The sequence below is a fragment of the Alcanivorax sp. genome (genome assembly GCF_040119285.1).
In the GTDB taxonomy this organism is placed as follows: Bacteria; Pseudomonadota; Gammaproteobacteria; order Pseudomonadales; family Alcanivoracaceae; genus Alcanivorax.
The window spans coordinates 221,679-238,715 of record NZ_JBEDTY010000030.1 but is presented as its reverse complement, the minus strand read 5'-3'; the positions used below and the strand labels follow the sequence as shown (position 1 = coordinate 238,715).

General features: G+C 57.5%; 20 protein-coding genes. 9 read left to right on the top strand and 11 right to left on the bottom strand.

Annotated elements, in window-relative coordinates; all coding sequences use genetic code 11:
* Positions 1-117 (top strand): transposase (locus ABNH10_RS09345; RefSeq protein WP_349384762.1); only part of this gene is annotated, 117 nt, incomplete at its 5' end.
* Between the two features lie 96 nt (positions 118-213).
* Here the strand turns inward: ABNH10_RS09345 and ABNH10_RS09340 are convergent.
* A complete protein-coding gene (locus tag ABNH10_RS09340) occupies positions 214-606 on the bottom strand; it encodes a response regulator (RefSeq protein ID WP_349385687.1) in 393 nt (130 codons plus the stop codon).
* 96 nt (positions 607-702) lie between these two features.
* On the opposite strand from ABNH10_RS09340, the gene ABNH10_RS09335 reads away from it, so the two are divergent.
* The 6 genes from ABNH10_RS09335 (at position 703) to tusA (ending at position 5,715) form a co-directional block, all read left to right on the top strand.
* Positions 703-876 (top strand): hypothetical protein, encoded by a 174-nt coding sequence (locus tag ABNH10_RS09335; protein ID WP_349385686.1) that lies wholly within the window; start codon positions 703-705, stop codon positions 874-876.
* Positions 848-1,867 carry an AraC family transcriptional regulator gene (locus ABNH10_RS09330; protein ID WP_349385685.1) on the top strand — a complete coding sequence of 340 codons (1,020 nt, stop codon included), beginning with the start codon at positions 848-850 and terminating at the stop codon, positions 1,865-1,867. The genes ABNH10_RS09335 and ABNH10_RS09330 overlap by 29 nt, the downstream gene beginning before the upstream one ends.
* Before the next feature lie 47 nt (positions 1,868-1,914).
* On the top strand, positions 1,915-2,787 hold the full coding sequence (purU, locus tag ABNH10_RS09325; RefSeq protein ID WP_349385684.1) for a formyltetrahydrofolate deformylase: 873 nt from the start codon (positions 1,915-1,917) through the stop codon (positions 2,785-2,787).
* 365 nt (positions 2,788-3,152) lie between these two features.
* Positions 3,153-4,214: a 23S rRNA (cytidine(2498)-2'-O)-methyltransferase RlmM gene (gene rlmM, locus ABNH10_RS09320; protein WP_349385683.1), complete on the top strand. Its 1,062-nt coding sequence runs from the start codon at positions 3,153-3,155 to the stop codon at positions 4,212-4,214.
* A 2-nt stretch (positions 4,215-4,216) separates the two neighbouring features.
* On the top strand, positions 4,217-5,476 hold the full coding sequence (locus ABNH10_RS09315) for an MFS transporter (RefSeq protein WP_349385682.1): 1,260 nt from the start codon (positions 4,217-4,219) through the stop codon (positions 5,474-5,476).
* Positions 5,476-5,715 carry a sulfurtransferase TusA gene (gene tusA / locus ABNH10_RS09310; RefSeq protein ID WP_349385681.1) on the top strand — a complete coding sequence of 80 codons (240 nt, stop codon included), beginning with the start codon at positions 5,476-5,478 and terminating at the stop codon, positions 5,713-5,715. Before ABNH10_RS09315 ends, tusA begins: the two co-directional genes overlap by 1 nt.
* Positions 5,716-5,789: 74 nt before the next feature.
* On the opposite strand, the gene ABNH10_RS09305 is transcribed toward tusA, so the two are convergent.
* Entirely contained in the window at positions 5,790-6,476 is a 687-nt protein-coding gene (locus ABNH10_RS09305; RefSeq protein WP_349385680.1) for a hypothetical protein, read from the bottom strand.
* 234 nt (positions 6,477-6,710) lie between these two features.
* On the opposite strand from ABNH10_RS09305, the gene ABNH10_RS09300 reads away from it, so the two are divergent.
* Positions 6,711-7,202, top strand: coding sequence for a gamma-glutamylcyclotransferase family protein (locus ABNH10_RS09300; protein WP_349385679.1), 492 nt, complete (start codon positions 6,711-6,713; stop codon positions 7,200-7,202).
* Here the strand turns inward: ABNH10_RS09300 and ABNH10_RS09295 are convergent.
* Positions 7,199-8,575, bottom strand: coding sequence for an MATE family efflux transporter (locus ABNH10_RS09295; protein ID WP_349385678.1), 1,377 nt, complete (start codon positions 8,573-8,575; stop codon positions 7,199-7,201). The genes ABNH10_RS09300 and ABNH10_RS09295 overlap by 4 nt on opposite strands.
* A gap of 101 nt (positions 8,576-8,676) precedes the next feature.
* On the opposite strand from ABNH10_RS09295, the gene ABNH10_RS09290 reads away from it, so the two are divergent.
* Positions 8,677-9,198, top strand: a complete 522-nt coding sequence (locus ABNH10_RS09290; protein WP_502877125.1) for an elongation factor P hydroxylase — start codon at positions 8,677-8,679, stop codon at positions 9,196-9,198.
* Between the two features lie 94 nt (positions 9,199-9,292).
* Here the strand turns inward: ABNH10_RS09290 and ABNH10_RS09285 are convergent, their stop codons facing one another.
* From ABNH10_RS09285 to wrbA, 8 genes are all read right to left on the bottom strand, one after another.
* On the bottom strand, positions 9,293-10,600 hold the full coding sequence (locus ABNH10_RS09285; RefSeq protein WP_349385676.1) for a DUF58 domain-containing protein: 1,308 nt from the start codon (positions 10,598-10,600) through the stop codon (positions 9,293-9,295).
* Complete coding sequence (locus ABNH10_RS09280; protein WP_349385675.1) at positions 10,597-11,568, bottom strand: AAA family ATPase; 972 nt, start codon at positions 11,566-11,568, stop codon at positions 10,597-10,599. The genes ABNH10_RS09285 and ABNH10_RS09280 overlap by 4 nt, the downstream gene beginning before the upstream one ends.
* A gap of 70 nt (positions 11,569-11,638) precedes the next feature.
* Positions 11,639-12,964: a DUF4350 domain-containing protein gene (locus tag ABNH10_RS09275; RefSeq protein WP_349385674.1), complete on the bottom strand. Its 1,326-nt coding sequence runs from the start codon at positions 12,962-12,964 to the stop codon at positions 11,639-11,641.
* Entirely contained in the window at positions 12,957-14,468 is a 1,512-nt protein-coding gene (locus ABNH10_RS09270; RefSeq protein WP_349385673.1) for a DUF4129 domain-containing protein, read from the bottom strand. Before ABNH10_RS09270 ends, ABNH10_RS09275 begins: the two co-directional genes overlap by 8 nt.
* Positions 14,449-15,432, bottom strand: coding sequence for a stage II sporulation protein M (locus tag ABNH10_RS09265; RefSeq protein WP_349385672.1), 984 nt, complete (start codon positions 15,430-15,432; stop codon positions 14,449-14,451). Before ABNH10_RS09265 ends, ABNH10_RS09270 begins: the two co-directional genes overlap by 20 nt.
* The gene (locus ABNH10_RS09260; protein WP_349385671.1) at positions 15,429-16,109 is read right to left on the bottom strand and encodes an RDD family protein; all 681 of its coding nucleotides are present in this window, start codon (positions 16,107-16,109) and stop codon (positions 15,429-15,431) included. The genes ABNH10_RS09265 and ABNH10_RS09260 overlap by 4 nt, the downstream gene beginning before the upstream one ends.
* Entirely contained in the window at positions 16,099-16,443 is a 345-nt protein-coding gene (locus ABNH10_RS09255) for a DUF2069 domain-containing protein (RefSeq protein ID WP_349385670.1), read from the bottom strand. Before ABNH10_RS09255 ends, ABNH10_RS09260 begins: the two co-directional genes overlap by 11 nt.
* Complete coding sequence (wrbA, locus tag ABNH10_RS09250) at positions 16,443-17,036, bottom strand: NAD(P)H:quinone oxidoreductase (protein ID WP_349385669.1); 594 nt, start codon at positions 17,034-17,036, stop codon at positions 16,443-16,445. Before wrbA ends, ABNH10_RS09255 begins: the two co-directional genes overlap by 1 nt.
* Position 17,037: the final 1 nt, after the last annotated feature.

Here is a 17,037-nt window from a genome sequence, read left to right as displayed (position 1 = left end):
GTGCTTGAAGGAATGAACAACAGGATCAAGGTCATCAAGAGGATGGCGTACGGCTTCCGGGATAACGACTACTTCTTCATGAAGATCAAAGCCGCTTTTCCCGGAATTCCGCGATGAACCTTTTTTTGTGGGTTGTACTAAGGGAAACAGCAGTGTGGCGTGTTAATTGGGAGAATGAGTGAAATACCTGAAGCGATAACGCCTCGGGAAAGATCAGCCTGCGACGGAAGGGGGGTGGGCGTTAGGCGTTGCCGGGGTTAACATGCTGTTGAGCCAGGCGCGCAAAATGCTAGGTCGCAAGGGTTTGGCCATCAGGGTGTCGCCGCCGACAGCCAGGCATTGTTGCAAACAGCTTTCGCTGCTGTTGCCGGAAATAAACAGGATGGGAATATCCGGGTTGCCGTTGCGCACCTCTCGGGCCACGGTGAAACCGTCCAGTATCGGGAGTTCCACATCCAGAATCAGCAGGTCAATGTCTCGCTGGTGATACAGGCGCAAGGCGGCCTCACCGTCTGCGGCCAACACATATTGGTGGCCGAGCTCTTCGATGATACGGCAGATGATCAGGCTGACAGCCTTATTATCTTCAACAACAAGAACATTCATCACTGATTTTTATCGTAGACAGGAAAGGATAACAAGGGTAAACCCCGTTTTTTCCGACCTGAAGTAGCTTGTAACCCCCCAGACGGAGTAGACAGTATGTTAATTTCGGTCAGTTTCATTATGATTGTCGCTCCCGGGCTCTTTAAACCAGCAGGCTGGCAGACAGTTGACGTGCCGATGACAATGCTGACGGGTCCGATTTTGCTTAATGGCAATGCCAAAGGTGTGAGGGTGGAGGTCGATGTACCATCGCAGAACGATCAATATTAATCGGGTGGTAAAGCTATTACAGGGTGCGGCTCGTTCCGGTGCCAGCATTCCCGAGATTCTGGACCAGTGTAATATTCCACGGCAATTGCTGGATGATCCGGAGGGGACCATTGAGCGGGATACCTTTATCCGCATGATGCTGCTGATCATGACCCAGACTCAGGATGAGTTCCTGGGCTTTGGCCAGGGACGAAAATCCAAGCCCGGCACCTTCTCCATGATGGCCCATGCGGTGATCAACTGCCCGAACCTGGGCTCAGCCGTAGAGCGGGGGATTCGTTTCTACGACCTGTTCGAACTGAGCTTGCAGTCGCGTATTGAGCGTGATGGCGATGTGGCGAAGCTAATCGTAGAAGCCGATCCCAGGCTGGACTTCCGCGAAGTCATTATTGAGGCGTCGCTGTTTATCTGGCTGCGCTTTATGAGCTGGCTGGTGGGCAAAGCCATCGAGCCTAAACTGGTGACGCTGGATTACTCGGATGTGCGTAATGGTGAGGAGCATCGTTTCCTGTTCGATTGCCCTATTGAGTACCAAGCCGATGCGAATGAGGTGACGTTCCGGGCTGACTTCCTCGATTTGCCACTGGTACAAAATGACCTCTCTCTCTCCAAGTTTCTAAAAGAGTCTTTGGCTCAGTTGTTCGACGGTAATATTCACAATGTGGGATTACCAGCCCAGATTCGCGCGATCATTTCCAACGAATATGGCAACAGCTTTCCGGATTTCACGGAAATCTGCGGCAAATTGAACATGACTCCGCAAACCCTGCGGCGCCGGCTCAAGGAAGCCAATACCAGCTATCAGGAGATTAAGGATGCTATCCGTAAAGATGCGTCGGTCTATTATCTCTCCAAACCAGATCTCAGCATTGACGAAATAGCGTTGCTGATGGGCTTTAGTGAAGCCAGCTCTTTTCACCGGGCCTTCAAGAAGTGGACCGGGAAAACGCCGTCCAATTTCCGGCGAGAGCATTTTGGCGTCAATCTGTAGCTAGGGCACAATGCTTCCTCTCACTAACGATTAGCTCTGAGACGTCCATGACAGTTAATGATGCCGACACTGCACGGCTGCTGGTGACCTGCCCGGATAAACCCGGAATCATCAGTGCGGTGAGCACCTTCCTGTATAACCACGGCGCCAACATTACCGATTTCGATCAGCATTCCAGCGACGCCCACGGCGGCACCTTCTTCTTGCGCCTGGAATTTCAGACACCGGAACTGGACTGCTCCCGGGAGGCGCTACGCAATAACTTTGCCAATCGGGTGGCTGAGCCCTATGGCATGCAGTGGCAAATCAGCTACGCCAGTGAGAAAAAACGTATGGCAGTGTTGGTGTCGCGGCATGACCATGTGCTCATGGATCTGCTCTGGCGTACCTCCCGTGGCGACTTGCCTGCCACCATTCCTATTGTGATTAGTAATCACGATGATCTGCGTGACGAAGTCGAGCGCTTTGGCATCGAGTATCACCATATCCCGGTGAGTGCAGACAATAAGGCCGAAGCGGAAGCCGAGGCTTTGGCCAAGCTTGACGGTAAAGTGGATGTGGTGGTGTTGGCCCGTTATATGCAAATCCTCAGTTCAAGCTTTGTGTCTCATTACCCGCATCGTGTCATCAACATTCATCACTCTTTCCTGCCGGCCTTTGTGGGGGCGAACCCTTATCAGCAGGCCCACGACAAGGGGGTGAAGTTGATCGGTGCTACCAGCCACTATGTGACGGAAGACCTGGACCAGGGGCCCATTATCGAGCAAAACGTGCAGCGTGTTAGCCACCGCCATTCCGCTTCGGAGTTGCGTTCATTGGGGCAGGACGTGGAACGGCAGGTGATGTTGCGTGCGGTGCGTTGGCACCTTGAAGACCGGGTAATCGTGGACGGTAACAAGACGGTAGTATTTGTGAAGTAGTGCAGGACGCTTCATGCAAAGGGGCATTCCCGCTGCCGCATGGCTCATGGCGGGAGTCGACTTGACTGACGCAACTGATGCTCAAACAAAATCCGGATTTCTGTTCAGCGCAACCCAGTAAGCTACAGCCTCATCTTAATATTCAGCTCATCCATGGCACCGAACCCGTTCGTGTCATTTTTCGCCCGCATCATCTGGGCTTCAGCGTAGAAATTCCCATCCAGCGTGGCCAACGCTTCGTCAGCGTTGGTGAGAAGACACCAGAGTACAGAGAGAGCTTAGGATCAGCGGCAGTATGCTTTCATTATTGATCGAGCCGCTGTGATAAGGACAATGGGCAGCATTGTAATCAGCGCGAGAGCTTCATGCACAGTGACTTGTTGAATTCCCAGTCGGAGACCTTGTTGGCCCTGTGTCGACCGGGCTTTGAGGCCGACCTGGCTGCCGAATTGAATTTCCACGCGGCAGATCAAATGGTGGCGGGTTATCCCCGCGCTACCGCCAATAGTGGGTATGTGCTCTGGCATAGCCAACAAGGCTCGTTGGCGGGCCTGCAAGAAAGCGGCTTGATCTTTGCCCGCACGCTAAGTGTATGCGAGGGCGAGTTTAGCGATATAGGCGACGACCGTATCAGTGCCTTGTGGCCTTTGTTGGAAGCCGCAGGCCCCTTTAGTGAGCTATATCTTGAACACCCGGATACCAATGAAGGACGCGAACTGCAGCGGTTCTTGCGTGGTTTTCGCAAGGCATTGGAACCTCGGTTGAAGAAAGTCGGCTTGCTGCGCCGCCAAGCGAAACAGCGGCTGCATCTTTTTTTCAGTGATTCACACAATGGCTGGGTTGGCACCAGCCCCAGCGCCGTGCCGCTGGTAGAAGGTGGGGTGTTGCGCTTGCGATTACCTGCAGAAGCGCCGAGCCGTTCGGCACTAAAAGTGGAAGAGGCGTTGATACGTTTCTTTGGTAGTGCCGATGCGTTAAACGCCAAAACAGCAGTGGACTTGGGTGCGGCCCCGGGGGGCTGGAGCTGGCAACTGGCCCGACGGGGCATTCGTGTGCAGGCGGTGGACCACGGCAAGATGGCCCCCCGGCTGCTGGACGAATACCCGGTGCAGCATGTCTACGGTGATGCCTTTACTTGGCGCCCGCGCAGTAAGGTGGATCTGGTGGTGTGCGATGTGGTGGACAAGCCTGCCCGTACGTTGCAACACATGGAAAAGTGGCTTACCCAGGGTTGGGCCACCGCGGCATTGTTTAACCTGAAGCTGCCGATGAAACGGCGATTCCAAGAAACGTGGCAACTGTTGGAAAAACTGACCGCGGCCATGGAGCGCATGGATCACCTGGGTGAGCCGGTAATCAAGGCCGCGCACCTGTATTACGATCGTGAAGAGATTACCGTCTGGGCCAGCTTTCATCGGAGCTACTGATCGTGAGTACTGAGCGCGGTCGTGGCGCTGCGCTATTCGCTACGCTGGGTATGTTGTACTTCGCCCAAGGCTTGCCAGCTGGCTTGCTGGGCAAGTCCATGCCCGCGCTGGCTAGGGATGCGGGCCTGTCACCAGAATGGATCGGCTTGCTGGCATTGCCCGCCGTGCCGTGGGCCTTGAAGTTTATCTGGGCGCCCTGGGTGGACCGCTGGGGGAGTGGCCGCCCTAACCACCGTAAACGCTGGATCTTAGTCTGCCTGACCGGGGTCGTGACGGTACTGGCCTGTGCGGCCTTGCTGCCGCAAGGTTGGCTGTTCGGCCCCGGTTTTGCGGTGCTTATCGTGATGTTGTTTTTACTTAACCTGTTTAGCGCAACCCAGGATATTGCCACCGATGGCTTAGCAGCACGCTTACTGACTCCAGAGCTACGGGGCCTGGGTAACAGTGTGCAGGTTAGTGGCTACAAAATGGGCATGATCCTGGGCAGTGGCGCTCTGTTAATGTTGGTTGGGGTATTGGGGTGGCAGGCCACACTGCTGGCGATCATTGTCATGCTGTTGCTAGTGGCATTCACCGCCTGGCGATTTGACGAGCCTCTTGAGCCTGCCCGGCCGCGCAAGCCGGTGACAACCCGATGGTGGCTTCGCCAACTGGCGCTGTTCTGGCGTAGGCCGGGGTTGGGCGTGTGGCTGGTGGTCCTGCTGGCCTATAAGGTGGGCGATGGTTTCGGCACCCGCATGATTAAGCCATTCCTGGTCGACAGTCACTGGACGTTGGCGGAAATTGGCCGCCTGGATCTGGTCACGTCATTAGTCGGGTTGGCTGGTGCAGGTTTGGCGGGGCTGATGATGATGCGATTAAGTCGCCGTGTAGCGCTGTTCGGCTTTGCCGGCTTGCAGTCGCTATCATTCATCGGCTGGTGGTGGGTAGCCGCGTGGGGCCCGAATCCAGCGGCACAACCGTGGATCTGGGCGGTTGCGGTGTTCGAACAATGGGCGGATGGGTTATCCACGGTGGCATTGTTTGTGGTGATGATGGATTACTGTCGTAGCGGCCATGAGGGCAGTGATTATACGGTTCAGGCCTCGGTGCAATTGTTCGCCGTGGGCGTGTTCACATTGGCCAGTGGATTCAGCGTAGCGTGGTTGGGGTATGCGTCGCATTTCTTGCTGGCTGCGATTCTCAGTGCAGCGGTTATAATAGCGGCCTTTTTCTGGCAACCACCGGTTGTTGCCCATGGTGCACCACGAGGAGAGCCCTGATGTCACTGGATGCCCAACATGAACTCGATGCCACCGGTTTGCTATGCCCTGAACCTGTGATGATGCTCCACAACAAGGTGCGAGACATGAATCCCGGCGAAGTGTTGGCAGTGCGTGCCACCGACCCTTCCACGGAACGGGACATTCCAAAGTTTTGTCAATTTCTTGGCCATAGCTTGGTGGACCAGCAACGCGATGGCGAACTGTTTTTGTATTGGATAAAAAAGAAAGAGGGCTAGTGAAACGCAGATGCGTTAACGACAACGCGTTTAAATAGCGTTCTTTATTTTACCCACACACTAACGGTCACGGTTCAGCTTTTCGCTAGTATGGCCACTGCGGCTAGCGCTTCCGGGTCTCTTTCCTTTAATCGATTGGCAATACCGTGCTGGAAGAAATACCGGAAGTCCGCTAGTGATTGCGCGCTGGTCAGACATTCTGCGCCGGGTAAAATCGGTGTCTCAACCGGGTCATTTTCCTGCGCTACCATGGCCGACAGGGTGCCATCGGCAAACAGTTTCCAGCTCACCACTTCCATCAGGCTAATGGTGTGGAAATCATCGTTGGAAAACACGGCATGGGTGCCGATAGTATCTGGAATCTCTTGAATGACTTGTTCGCCGGGTTGTGGTTTGCCGAAAAACGACAGGGCCGCATCCATCTCTTGAACCTTATGTTCAGGCGCATCGACAAACAAATAATTGCTGCCAGGTAGTCGGTAACCTTCCCAGCGGCCATTCAGTGGGTCAGCCAGTGCCATGGCGGTGACCGGCTCCTTGAGCCAGGGGACCATGGCCACGGTCTCACCATTAGCCAATCGCGCCCAAGCGAGCACTTTTAAAGAGAATAATTTGTCGGGGTGGTGGTCGTTGGCATATAGCAGCTCGATGCCATCGTATTCCGGAGATAAACGCAAAATAGGGGGCTTGGCCGCTTTGCGGCGTGCAGAGAAGGAAACAACATTGTTTCCGCCTGGGTGTTGCCGGTTCGCCTGAGTCATGGGCTTCTCCCGGTACGTTACCTTAGGGCGCGAGCGCGATCTCAGTAAATCGCTCGGCGCGGCCCGTTAATTCACGTTAGCCTGTCATGCGGTGCCATGCAAGCCAGTGCAGATAACCGGTTTTGTGGCTTAAAGCCGACGCATAGTGAATGAGATAGGCTAACGGTAATCGCCAAGGTACTGGCAAGGCTTCAGGCCGTGTAGTGAAGACAGCAATCAATCAGGAAGGCAGCTGTGCAGTGTGACTATTACTTTGCCTATGGCTCAAATATGAATCCGGCGCGGATGGCCGCGCGGGGGATGCGTTATCGGCAGTCATTGCGGGCGCAACTGCCCGGTTGGCAATTGGCTTTCAACAAACGTGCGCATGGGAAAGCGGGGATCGCTTACGCCAACATTATTTGCGCACAGGAAAAGCCCGAGGGGTTGGTCCAGGGAGTGTTGTACCAGCTTTGGGACCACCGTGAGATTGAACGCATGGATCCGTTTGAGGGACATCCAGTGCGTTACCGCCGCGAGCGGCTGGGGGTACAAACCGACGAGGGTGAGTTATACACTTGGGTGTATATCGCCAATGCGCAGTGGCAAGCTGATGATCTGCGCCCGGAGCGTTGGTACCTGAATCACTTGCTCAGTGGTCGTCCTTGGCTCAGTGCAGATTATTATCGTCGGCTGCAGAATACGGCGTGCTGTGATGATCTGCCTCTACCTGGCAGTGTCGGTTAAGCGCCCCCGTGGTGCTCTGGAGTGGCTACTGGCAGTGGCTGCCTGAGCCGCCAGCGTAAGCGCCAACCCAGGAAAATGGCGGCACTGGTCAAGCCCGCTACCAGGCCGATCCAAAAGCCGGCGGGGCCCATGGGCTCGCCCCACCAATGAGTCAGTGCCAGCCCGTAGCCGATGGGTAGCCCGATACCCCAATAAGCCAGCAACGTCATTACCATGGGCCAGCCGGTATCTTCGAAGCCACGCAGGCAGCCATTGGCGCAAACCTGCAACGCATCCGAGATCTGGTACAGGGCCGCGAACAACAACAGATAGCTGGCCAGCGCTATCACCGAATTGTTGTCGGTATAAATACGGGGAATCCAGTGCCGGGCCAGCACCAGACTGGAGGCGGCGGTGATGCCCACGACCAGGGTGATGGCCATGGCCACCTGCACGGCCACGCGAATACCGTTTTGATCGCTGCGTCCTCGGGCGTGACCCACCCGAACGGTGGCGGCCAGGGCGAAACTCAGCGGCACCATAAAAATCAGGGAGGTGAAGTTGAGCGCGATCTGGTGGCTGGCGACGACCTGGGCCCCCAGGCTGCCGATGAGAAGGGCAATGACCGCAAAGATACTTACCTCAAAAAAAATTGACAGGCCTACGGGTAAGCCCACCCGCAGCATATAGGCCAGATTGGCGCGCTCGAAATGCCGCTGTCGCAGATTCAATGGTGCATGCTGATACACCGGGTGGCGATGGGTATAGATCATCATCATTATTGCCATGGACCACATCACCAGTGAGGTGGCCCAACCGCAGCCGACTCCCCCCATGGCCGGGAAGCCCAGTTTCCCGTAGATCAGCACATAGTTACTGGGGATATTAATCATTAGGCCGATCACGCTGATTAGCAGCACCGGCCGGGTATGGTTCATGGCCTCGGTATAACTGCGCAACGCCAGCATAATGGCGGCGCCAGGCATGCCCCAGCTAAGCGCATCCAGGTAGCCGCTGACCATGGGTCGGATCGCCGGATCCACGTCCATCCATACCAATAACGGAGCAATGCTGCGTAGAATAAGTGCGCAAAGAACCCCTAGCACAAGAGCCAACCAGAGGCCCTGCTGGGCGAGGGGGTTAATGCGGTGATAAGCTTTGCCGCCGAGATGGCGCGACAGTATTGGGGTGGCGCTCATCAGTACGCCGGTCATGAACAGGAACAGAGGCACCCAAATGCTGGCGCCCACGGCCACCGCCGCCAAATCATTGGCGCCAACACGGCCGGCCATCATGGTGTCCACAAAGCCGTTGGCCGTTTGTGCCAGTTGCCCACCCAGAATTGGCAATGCGAGGGTGAGTTGGGCGGCAAGCTCTTGACGGCGGGATAACATAGGCAGGTGCCACTGTTGTAAGCGGAACGGGTGTGGTGAACGAAATAGAACAGAATCAGGTTCGCAAGACGGCGGCTACCATACCGCAAACTGCCTTGCAGGTGTACGCCAGTAGTGATCTGGAAACCCTGTTCCGGGCGACTTTTTTTGATTCCCACGACACGGTGTTAGAAGGGAGCGCGGCTGAGCCTGTGTACCTGCCCGGTTCCCCTCATCGCATTTGCTATACCCACGATTACTTCCGCAGTGCCTTACACGAAATCGCCCACTGGTGCGTGGCGGGCCCAGTACGCCGTCAGCAACAAGACTACGGTTACTGGTACGCACCGGATGGCCGCAGCGCGGATCAACAGGCGCAGTTTGTGCAGGTAGAGATTTACCCCCAGGCGCTTGAAGCCTTGTTCTGTGCTGCCTGTGGGCACACCTTCCGAGTATCTCTGGATAACCTGAATGGTGAGGGCGGCGATGAAACGGCGTTTGCGGTGAAGGTAAAAGCAAAAGCAGAGCGCTTGTTGGCTGAAGGTCTTCCTGAGCGGCCGGCCCGCTGGTGTGATGTGCTGGCGCAGGCGTATGGGCGCGAGGGCATATCTTTGCAGCAAGCGCTGCAGCCGTTGTTTTCGTAGGCGGTGGGTTGTCGGATTACCGCCTTTGGCCTAATTCGACCTACTTGAAAGGGTAGGTTTTGTAGGTCGGATTAGCCTGAAAGGCGTAATCCGACTAAAGCCGGCCGCTGCGTTTCAGTGCCAGATATAAATGATTCAACTGCTGGGGCATGTTCTGGGGTGTGGCACTGGTGACCAAGGCGCCCGCGTGGCGCAGACGGGTGTGCAGCTGCTGGCGTTGCTTTTGTTCCTGGGCATCGGCGCACAGGGTTAACGCCTGATCAAAATCTTCCACCGGCTGGCGCGCCAGGGCTTCCTGCTCTGGCAACAGCATATCGGCGATCAACACCAGATGATGGCGGCGCATTAAACCGACCGCGCTGAGCAGATCATCCCGGTCTTCGTGCTGTAGCCGTGTTACCAGCACCACCAGTGCCCTTCGCCGGCTATGACGCACCAGCTGACGCGCTGCCAGGCTGAAGTCGCTGGCATGCCGGCTGGGATGCAAATCGTACAGCCCGTTGAGCAAATGGTTGATGCCATTTTGCCCCTGTACCGGTGGTAGCCAGCGAGGTTGATCGCCGGAGAACAACATGGCGCCAGCTTTGTCTTTTTGTTTGAGCGCACTCCAGGCTAGCAGCAGTGACGCATTCAGCGCATGGTCGAAGCCGGTGAGTTTGCCCACCGGCATGCCCAGCCGACGGCCACCATCGAGCATAATTAGTACTTGCTGATTCTGCTCATCCTGATACTCCCGGCTGATCAAGCTGCGGCGGCGTGCAGTGGCTTTCCAATCGATCTGCCGCAGGCTATCGCCAGGGTGGTACTCGCGCAATTGGTGAAACTCCATGCCTTCGCCACGGCGGGGTTTGAGCCGCGTGCCGGTGAGCAGAAAGGAATGGTTGGCATCCAGCTGGGTTTGGCTGAGACGGGAAAAATCCGGGTAGACCGGCACCGTGCAACGGGCCGGGCAGATTTTGCGTAGCGACCAGAAGCCCAGCTGGCTGGGAAACCAGAATTCCAGATCACCGAAATTTACCGGGCCACGTCGGCTGGGGCGGTAATGGTAGGTGAATTCGGTGAGCTCATTCTCGGCCCGGTCAAGCTGACAGGGCAGACCGGTTAGCATGTCGTCGCCGGGGTGATGGTCTGCCAGGGTGACGGTTGCGGGCAGATCGGCGGAGGTGATGCGTACCTTGATGGGATGCGGCTGCTGAACGGACAGGGCATTGGGGACGATGCGCTGTGCTGCTGGAGGCGGGCGGCGCCAGCCATGCAGCAAGTCGAGCAGGACGAACGCCGCCAGTACAGCACCCGCTGCCCACCACAGCAGGCTGGCGATGTTGCCACTGAAAAACAGCAGAGAGATCGCGCTCAAGGCCCAGAGGGCCACGGCGAGGAGCAGGCGTGGGGCTGGCTTCATTGCCGCGGTGCTTCCACTTGGTCCAGCAGGCGGGCCAGTGCCGTCTCCGGGGTCTGCCCTTCGATTTCTGCGTCGGCGCTGAGTTGGATGCGATGGCGCAGTACGGGCCGAGCGACCTGCTGGATGTCGTCTGGGGTGACAAAGTCACGGCCTTCGAACATGGCATGCACGCGGGCCGCCCGGGCCAGCGCAATACTGGCCCGGGGGCTAGCGCCATGGGTCAGGCCGTTGAAGTCGCGAGTAGCGCGGACGATGCGCAGGGCATAGTCCAGCACTTGCGCGTCGATCAGTACGTCGTTGCTGAGCGCTTTCATGGCCTGCAAGCCGGCCGCATCGGTGGCCGGGCTTAGGCTTTCCACATCCAGGCTGGCGCGGATGGTGCCGTCGAGCACCATGTTCACCAGCCGGGTTTCATCATCGTGAGCCGGATAATCAATCAACACTTTGAACAGAAAACGGTCCAGCTCCGCTTCCGGCAGCGGGTAGGTGCCCTCCTGGTCTAGCGGGTTCTGGGTGGCGAGCACCATGTAGGGTTCGCTGAGGGTGAAGGCCTTGCCTTCGATGGTGATTTGCCTCTCCTGCATCACTTCCAACAGGGCTGCTTGGGTTTTTGCCGGTGCCCGGTTGATCTCATCCGCCAACAGTAGCTGGGTAAAGGCCGGGCCGCGACGGATACGAAATTGCTCGGTCTTTTGGTCGTACATGGCGTGGCCGGTCACGTCGGTGGGCATCAGGTCCGGGGTGAACTGGATGCGGTTAAAGTCTAGCTCCAGTGCCCGCCCCAGGCTGCGTACCAATAGGGTTTTGCCTAAGCCGGGCACGCCCTCGATAAGCACGTGGCCGCCGGAAATAAGTGCGATGAGCACTTCACGGACAACCTGTTGTTGGCCAATCAGCACCTGATTGAGCCGGCTTTCAATGTCGTGGGCCAAGGCGGCCGCATCGGCGAGGGTGGCGGGTTGGCTCATATTGTTGTCCTTTTACGTTTTAACTGACGTTGGCGTGGTTGTCCGCGCCACTGTACCGCTGGAACCGGCATCAGTGACGGCAATTTTTCAGCGATTGTAATAATGAGACCTGCTGCGTGAACCGGTCTCGGGTGTCTGCTTGGCTCTGTAGTGCCGCGTCCAGTTCTTTTACTGGCACCGACAGCGCTTTTGCCGCCAGCGCCAGAGCCTTATTGCGTTGGTGATGGAAACGGAGCAGCTGTTGTTCTGCTTGTTTGCGCAGCTCTGCCAGCAGGGCCATTTGTTGGTTGGTGCGCCACTGGAAGTAACCGCTGGCGTGCAGGTGTTTCAGGTAATCACGGCGGCTTTCTTCGCGGGCTTGCTGCCGTGGCCCCTGGCGAGGAATGCGATGCCATAGCCACAGAACCAGCAAGATTAGCAGGGCAAACGCCAGCGCCGGGGCTTTTAGCCACAGCCACTGGGCCAGGGGCGGCATGGCCACCGAGCGGACAAACCACACGGGTTCTGCGCCGGTAAGCCAGGCCAGCAGCCAGGCATGATCGAAGTAGAGCAGCCGCTCGCTGGACCACAGGCTCAAATCGGTTAGCACGGAAATTTGCCCACTGCCAAGGCTCAGTTGTACCAGCTGGCTGCCGTAATCATTATCCGCGTAGCCGGTGATTTCCACTGGCCATTCCAGGTGCGGGGCGTTGCCTTCTTCCTCGTCCCAGCTGTCGTGCCAAATCACATAGTCACTGAACAATTGCACCCGGCGATCTGGCTCGTTGTCACTCACATGCAAGGTCAGCGGTGTGGGTTCTGGTGGGGCATCACAGGCTAGCCGTGCGCAATCTTCGCGGAGTGCTTTGTTGTCGCTATGCAGACAATATTGCAGTGGGCTGTCGACAAAAGTCGGCAGGGCCATGAGCAGATCGCGTATTGCATCTTCTTGCCCAGCGTCACTGGGCACCGGAGAGTCCCACACGGTGATGCCTAGCGCGAATAACAACGGATCGTTATCTTGCCAGTCGCTGGCGCTAGCGTCAGATGTGTCGAGTATGCCGGGAAGAGGGCGCGCCTCCACTACCAGCTTGCCGCCGTCCTGCACCCACTCAAGCAGAGCGTTAACTTGGTTAGAGGTGAGCATGCCGCGGTGTTTATCGATCACGAGGGTGGTGCGGGTGTCTGGCAATGGGAATAGGGCGGCGGCACTGAGAATGCGTTTAGAGGGCTGGCCCCGTTGTGCCAGCCATTGCTGGGCGGCGCTATAGGGGTTGCGGGTAATGCTGCTGTCCGGCGCCACCCGTTTCATGTAGGTGACTGGCTCAGTGAGGGCGTAGTACCCAGAGACCATGGCCAGCAACAGGGCAGCGAGTAGCCAGGGAAAAACGCGGCGCAGCCGGGCGGTTTTACCCATGGTCTGCCTCCAGCGGATCCATTTGTTGCCAGTGCTGTGCCAGCGTGCGGACCTGTTCGTCACTGACCGGGCGGTGGGCCCAGGCGGTGCTGACCCAGGCCTGGGTAAGGCGTTGCAGGTAGGCAATGGGTCGTGGGGTGCCGTGTTGCTGTTGCAGGGTGCGCAGGCATTGCTGCTCGGTGCTGCCTGCTGCCAGTGGCACTGGGTAGCGTGCCAGAACACCGGCCAGGGTGGCACGCATCAATATGGCGAGAGCGGCGCGGATATCTCCGGCCTTGAGTGCCTCTTCTACGGCCCGATTCAGGTTTTTAGGCAGGCTGCGCTTACGAATATCCAGCCCGGCCACGTGGGCGGGGGTTGCCGAGCGTTTGTCAGAGCGATGCTTGCGCAGGCCGAACTGGTTGGCAACCTTGACGATGAGCCACAGCGCCAGTGCCACAAACAACGTCCAGAAAATCGCCCATAACAGGGCATCAGGAATATTCATGGGGGAGCTGGAGGTGTCGGCTTTATCATCGTCCAGGATATCGAACAGAAACCGCCAGAGTTTTTCCATCCAGCTTTCGGACTCACTGTTATCCCGGTTGATCCACTGGCGTTCAGTGCGCTCTTCCAGGGGCATGAAGTCCGGGCTGGCCAGCAGTTCGATCACTTGTTGTTGTTCGCTGGTTGTGGTGCTTGACGCGGCTGTTTGCGCCTGAGCGGGCTCCATAAACGGTGCTGCCAACACCAATACCAGCAGGGTGCCGATGATATTTTTGGCCGCGCGGCGGCGTTCTCCCAGCCGGGAGAGTCCCAGTTGCAGGTCCCAGCCCTCCAGCCAGGTGCGCTTGTTCAAGTAGAGGGCAAAGCCACAGGCTACATAAAGGGGCTCGGTGACACACAGCACCAGATAGAAGCACAACCCGGAGATAGCCAGTTGTAATGCGCTTTGGTCATAGAACCAATCACTAAACTCCAGGTTGAATTGCCAGGGCACCAGCATGTACAGCAACGCCATTAGCCCGAAGGTCATGAACTGTTCCAGGTGCAGTACCAGTAGGGTCAGCATGCCGCCCCGATTGGAGGGGTAGCTGTTGAGTACTTTCAGTCGCTGGCTGGCAGTGTCTCCTTTCACTTGTTCAAGCTGCCACACGCAGGCATTGAAACTGCGCATGGGGCTCAGGCGTCGCCAAGTGAGCTGGCCGGCCAGCCCGGGCAGGGAGTAACTGCGCCAGCGTTTCAGCAAGGCTTTTAGGGTGAGGGTTTCGCCAAACAGGGCGTGGCTGTAAAAGGCCAGTAGCGGGCGCTCCCACAAGGGTTTGAGCCACCAAAATACGAAGAGCGGCCAAAGGCTGTTGTCCACCGCGGCCAGTGTTAGCAACAGGGCATACGGCACCGCAGTAAACAGCAGCCACACAGCGGTAATGGGCCCGGCCCAGTGGCGGTAGAACTGCGTGCCCAGATCTGCCGCTTGCCAGGGGCTGCGCGGCGCCAGGCGAGCGCTAGCCTTCTCGAGTTCCATCCCGCCCCCCGAAGAAAAGATACAGATACAAAAGGACCCAGCAAGCTGCGCCCACGCTGTATTTGATCGCTGGCGCCAGGTCCCGTGGTGACCAGAACGCTTCAATAAAGGCCGCTAGCAGCAACAGGGCAAATACCCCGTACATGGTGGGCAGTGCATCCCGGGCCGCCAGGCGCAGGGCGTCCAATCGCGACCAGGGGCCGGGAGCAATAATGGCCCAGCCAAGCCGTAGCCCGGCGCCACCGGCCAGCACAATGGCGGTAAGTTCTGGGGCGCCGTGGGCAATCACAAAGGTGAAGAAGGGTTCTTGGGCACCCACGTTGATTAAGTGCCCGGCGGCGGCGCCAAAGAAGCTGCCGTTGAACAGCATCACCACCAGCGCGCCTACGCCTAACAGCAAGCCGCTGGCGAAGGTACGGAAGGCGATGCCGATATTGTTCTGGATATAATGGCCGAACATCATTACATCGTCATCGCCGCTGCGCTCGCTCTTCATGCCCGCCTGGTTATCCGGCTGGTACATGCTTTCCAGGCTGGTAATGCTGGCTTCGTCTACCACGGAGTAGATCATTTCCGGTTGTTGATGCACCAGTGTCCACACCAACGCCATAGACAGCACGAAGGTCAGGGCGCTGACCAGATGCCAGCGCCACTGGCGCCGGACTGCTTGGGGAAAGCCGCTGGCGATAAAGGTACCGATACGATCCGCTAGTGAGGGGTTGTAGCGGTACAGCTGGCGATGGGCGCGGAGCATCAGGTTGTTGAGAAACTGTTGCAGCTGAACGCTGTAGCCTCTTTCACGGGCTAGTGCCAGTTGATGGCAAAGCTTGCGGTAGTCGGTAACGAAGGTATTTAGGGGCAGCGTGTTTTTCTTGCTTACGTGCAGTGATTCAAGCTGCTCCAGCTGATTCTCCAGTGCCTGCCATTGCGGACGATATTGTTGTTCAAAGCGGGCCTGTTTCATGCCGGGCCCTCCACCAGATAGCGGCTGACGGCCTTGAGGCGTTGTAATGCTTGGGCCGGTGCCAATTCAGGGTAAACCAGCACTGCCAGCTCTTGCTGGCGAGCGTCTGAAAATTGTTCATGGCGCTCATGGAATGCCAGCAAGGCTAGCTGATCATCACGATTCAACGCCCAGTCCGGGGCCTGGCTTTCGCCACGGCTCTGCTCGCTGATTGCGGGTGTCTCTTCCACGTGGATAACCAATGTATTGGCGGCCATGTCACCAAGCCGCTGATAACGGGGGCTAATCAAGGTGCAGACAAACCCGAGTAGGTAGAACAAGGGGAAGGCGTCGGCGGTGCGCAACAGGTTGCGAATCAGGCTGCCGTTGAAGCTCAATGGGCTGCCGTTGGCGTGGACCACCACAATACCCATGGCTTTTTTACCGGGAGTTTGCCCGTGGCGGAAGGCCTCAAACAGGGTGGGGTAGAACCATTCCAGCACGAAAGCCAGAATCAGCAGCAGCCCCATGCCGGCCTTGCCCAAGGCTGCCAATATAGCGGCAAGCGCTCCGTAGATCACCAGCCGAAGGGCCAGGTCGATGGCGTAGGCCAGTGCCCGAGGCACCGGCCCGGCCAGCGACAGGCTGAGCATGGCACCTTCCGGTGTTTCTACTTCCAGGCGTTCATCAATCAGCATTCTGGCCCTGACGAATTTGCAACGCGGCAAACACAAAGACCATGACGGTGAGTGTGGTTTTGACTATGGCCAGGGTACGGACCGGGGGTGGATCCAGAAGCTGGATCGCATAACCACAGAAATAAAACAGGATCAGGAAGCACAGCCAAGTGGCTTGGCGACGGTTCCCGCTAATCACCGCAGGGATCATGAGGAGCAGCGGCACGTATAACACTAGTGCAATGATCACACTGGAAGCGATATGCGCATCTGGCGGCGCCAGAGTGAACAGGCCACTGATGCCGACAAGCAAAAGCAGGGCGTAGCTAATACGAAGTAAAACAAGGTTCATCATCAAGCCTTCAGTTGGCGGGCCAATAACGCCAGGCGTTTGCCCAGTGCACGTGCCAGGGTGATTTCGTGTTCGGTCAGTGCAGGGTCGCCCTGGCTGCCGGAAACATGAGTGGGGCCATAGGGCGTGCCACCGCTTTGGGTCTCCAGCAAGGCGGCTTCGGAGTAAGGAACACCGGCCAGCACCATACCGTGGTGCAATAAAGGCGTCATCATGGAAAGTAGCGTACTCTCCTGACCGCCGTGCAGGCTGCCGGTGGCACTAAAGACGCCAGCAGGCTTGCCGATCAGGGAACCTTTCATCCACAGCTCGCTGGTCTGATCAATGAAATATTTCAGCGGCGCGGCCATATTGCCAAAACGGGTGGGGGAGCCCAGAGCCAGACCCTGGCACCCGGCCAGATCATCCAGTGTGGCGTAGGGCGCACCCTGATCCGGGATTGCCGGTTCACTGGATTCACAGTTGGCAGACACCGCCGGAACGGTGCGCAAGCGGGCTTCCATTGTGGTGCTTTCAATACCGCGAGCCACCTGTTGTGCCAGGTTGGCAATGCTGCCGTTGCGGCTGTAATAAAGCACCAGTACATAATCGGTCATG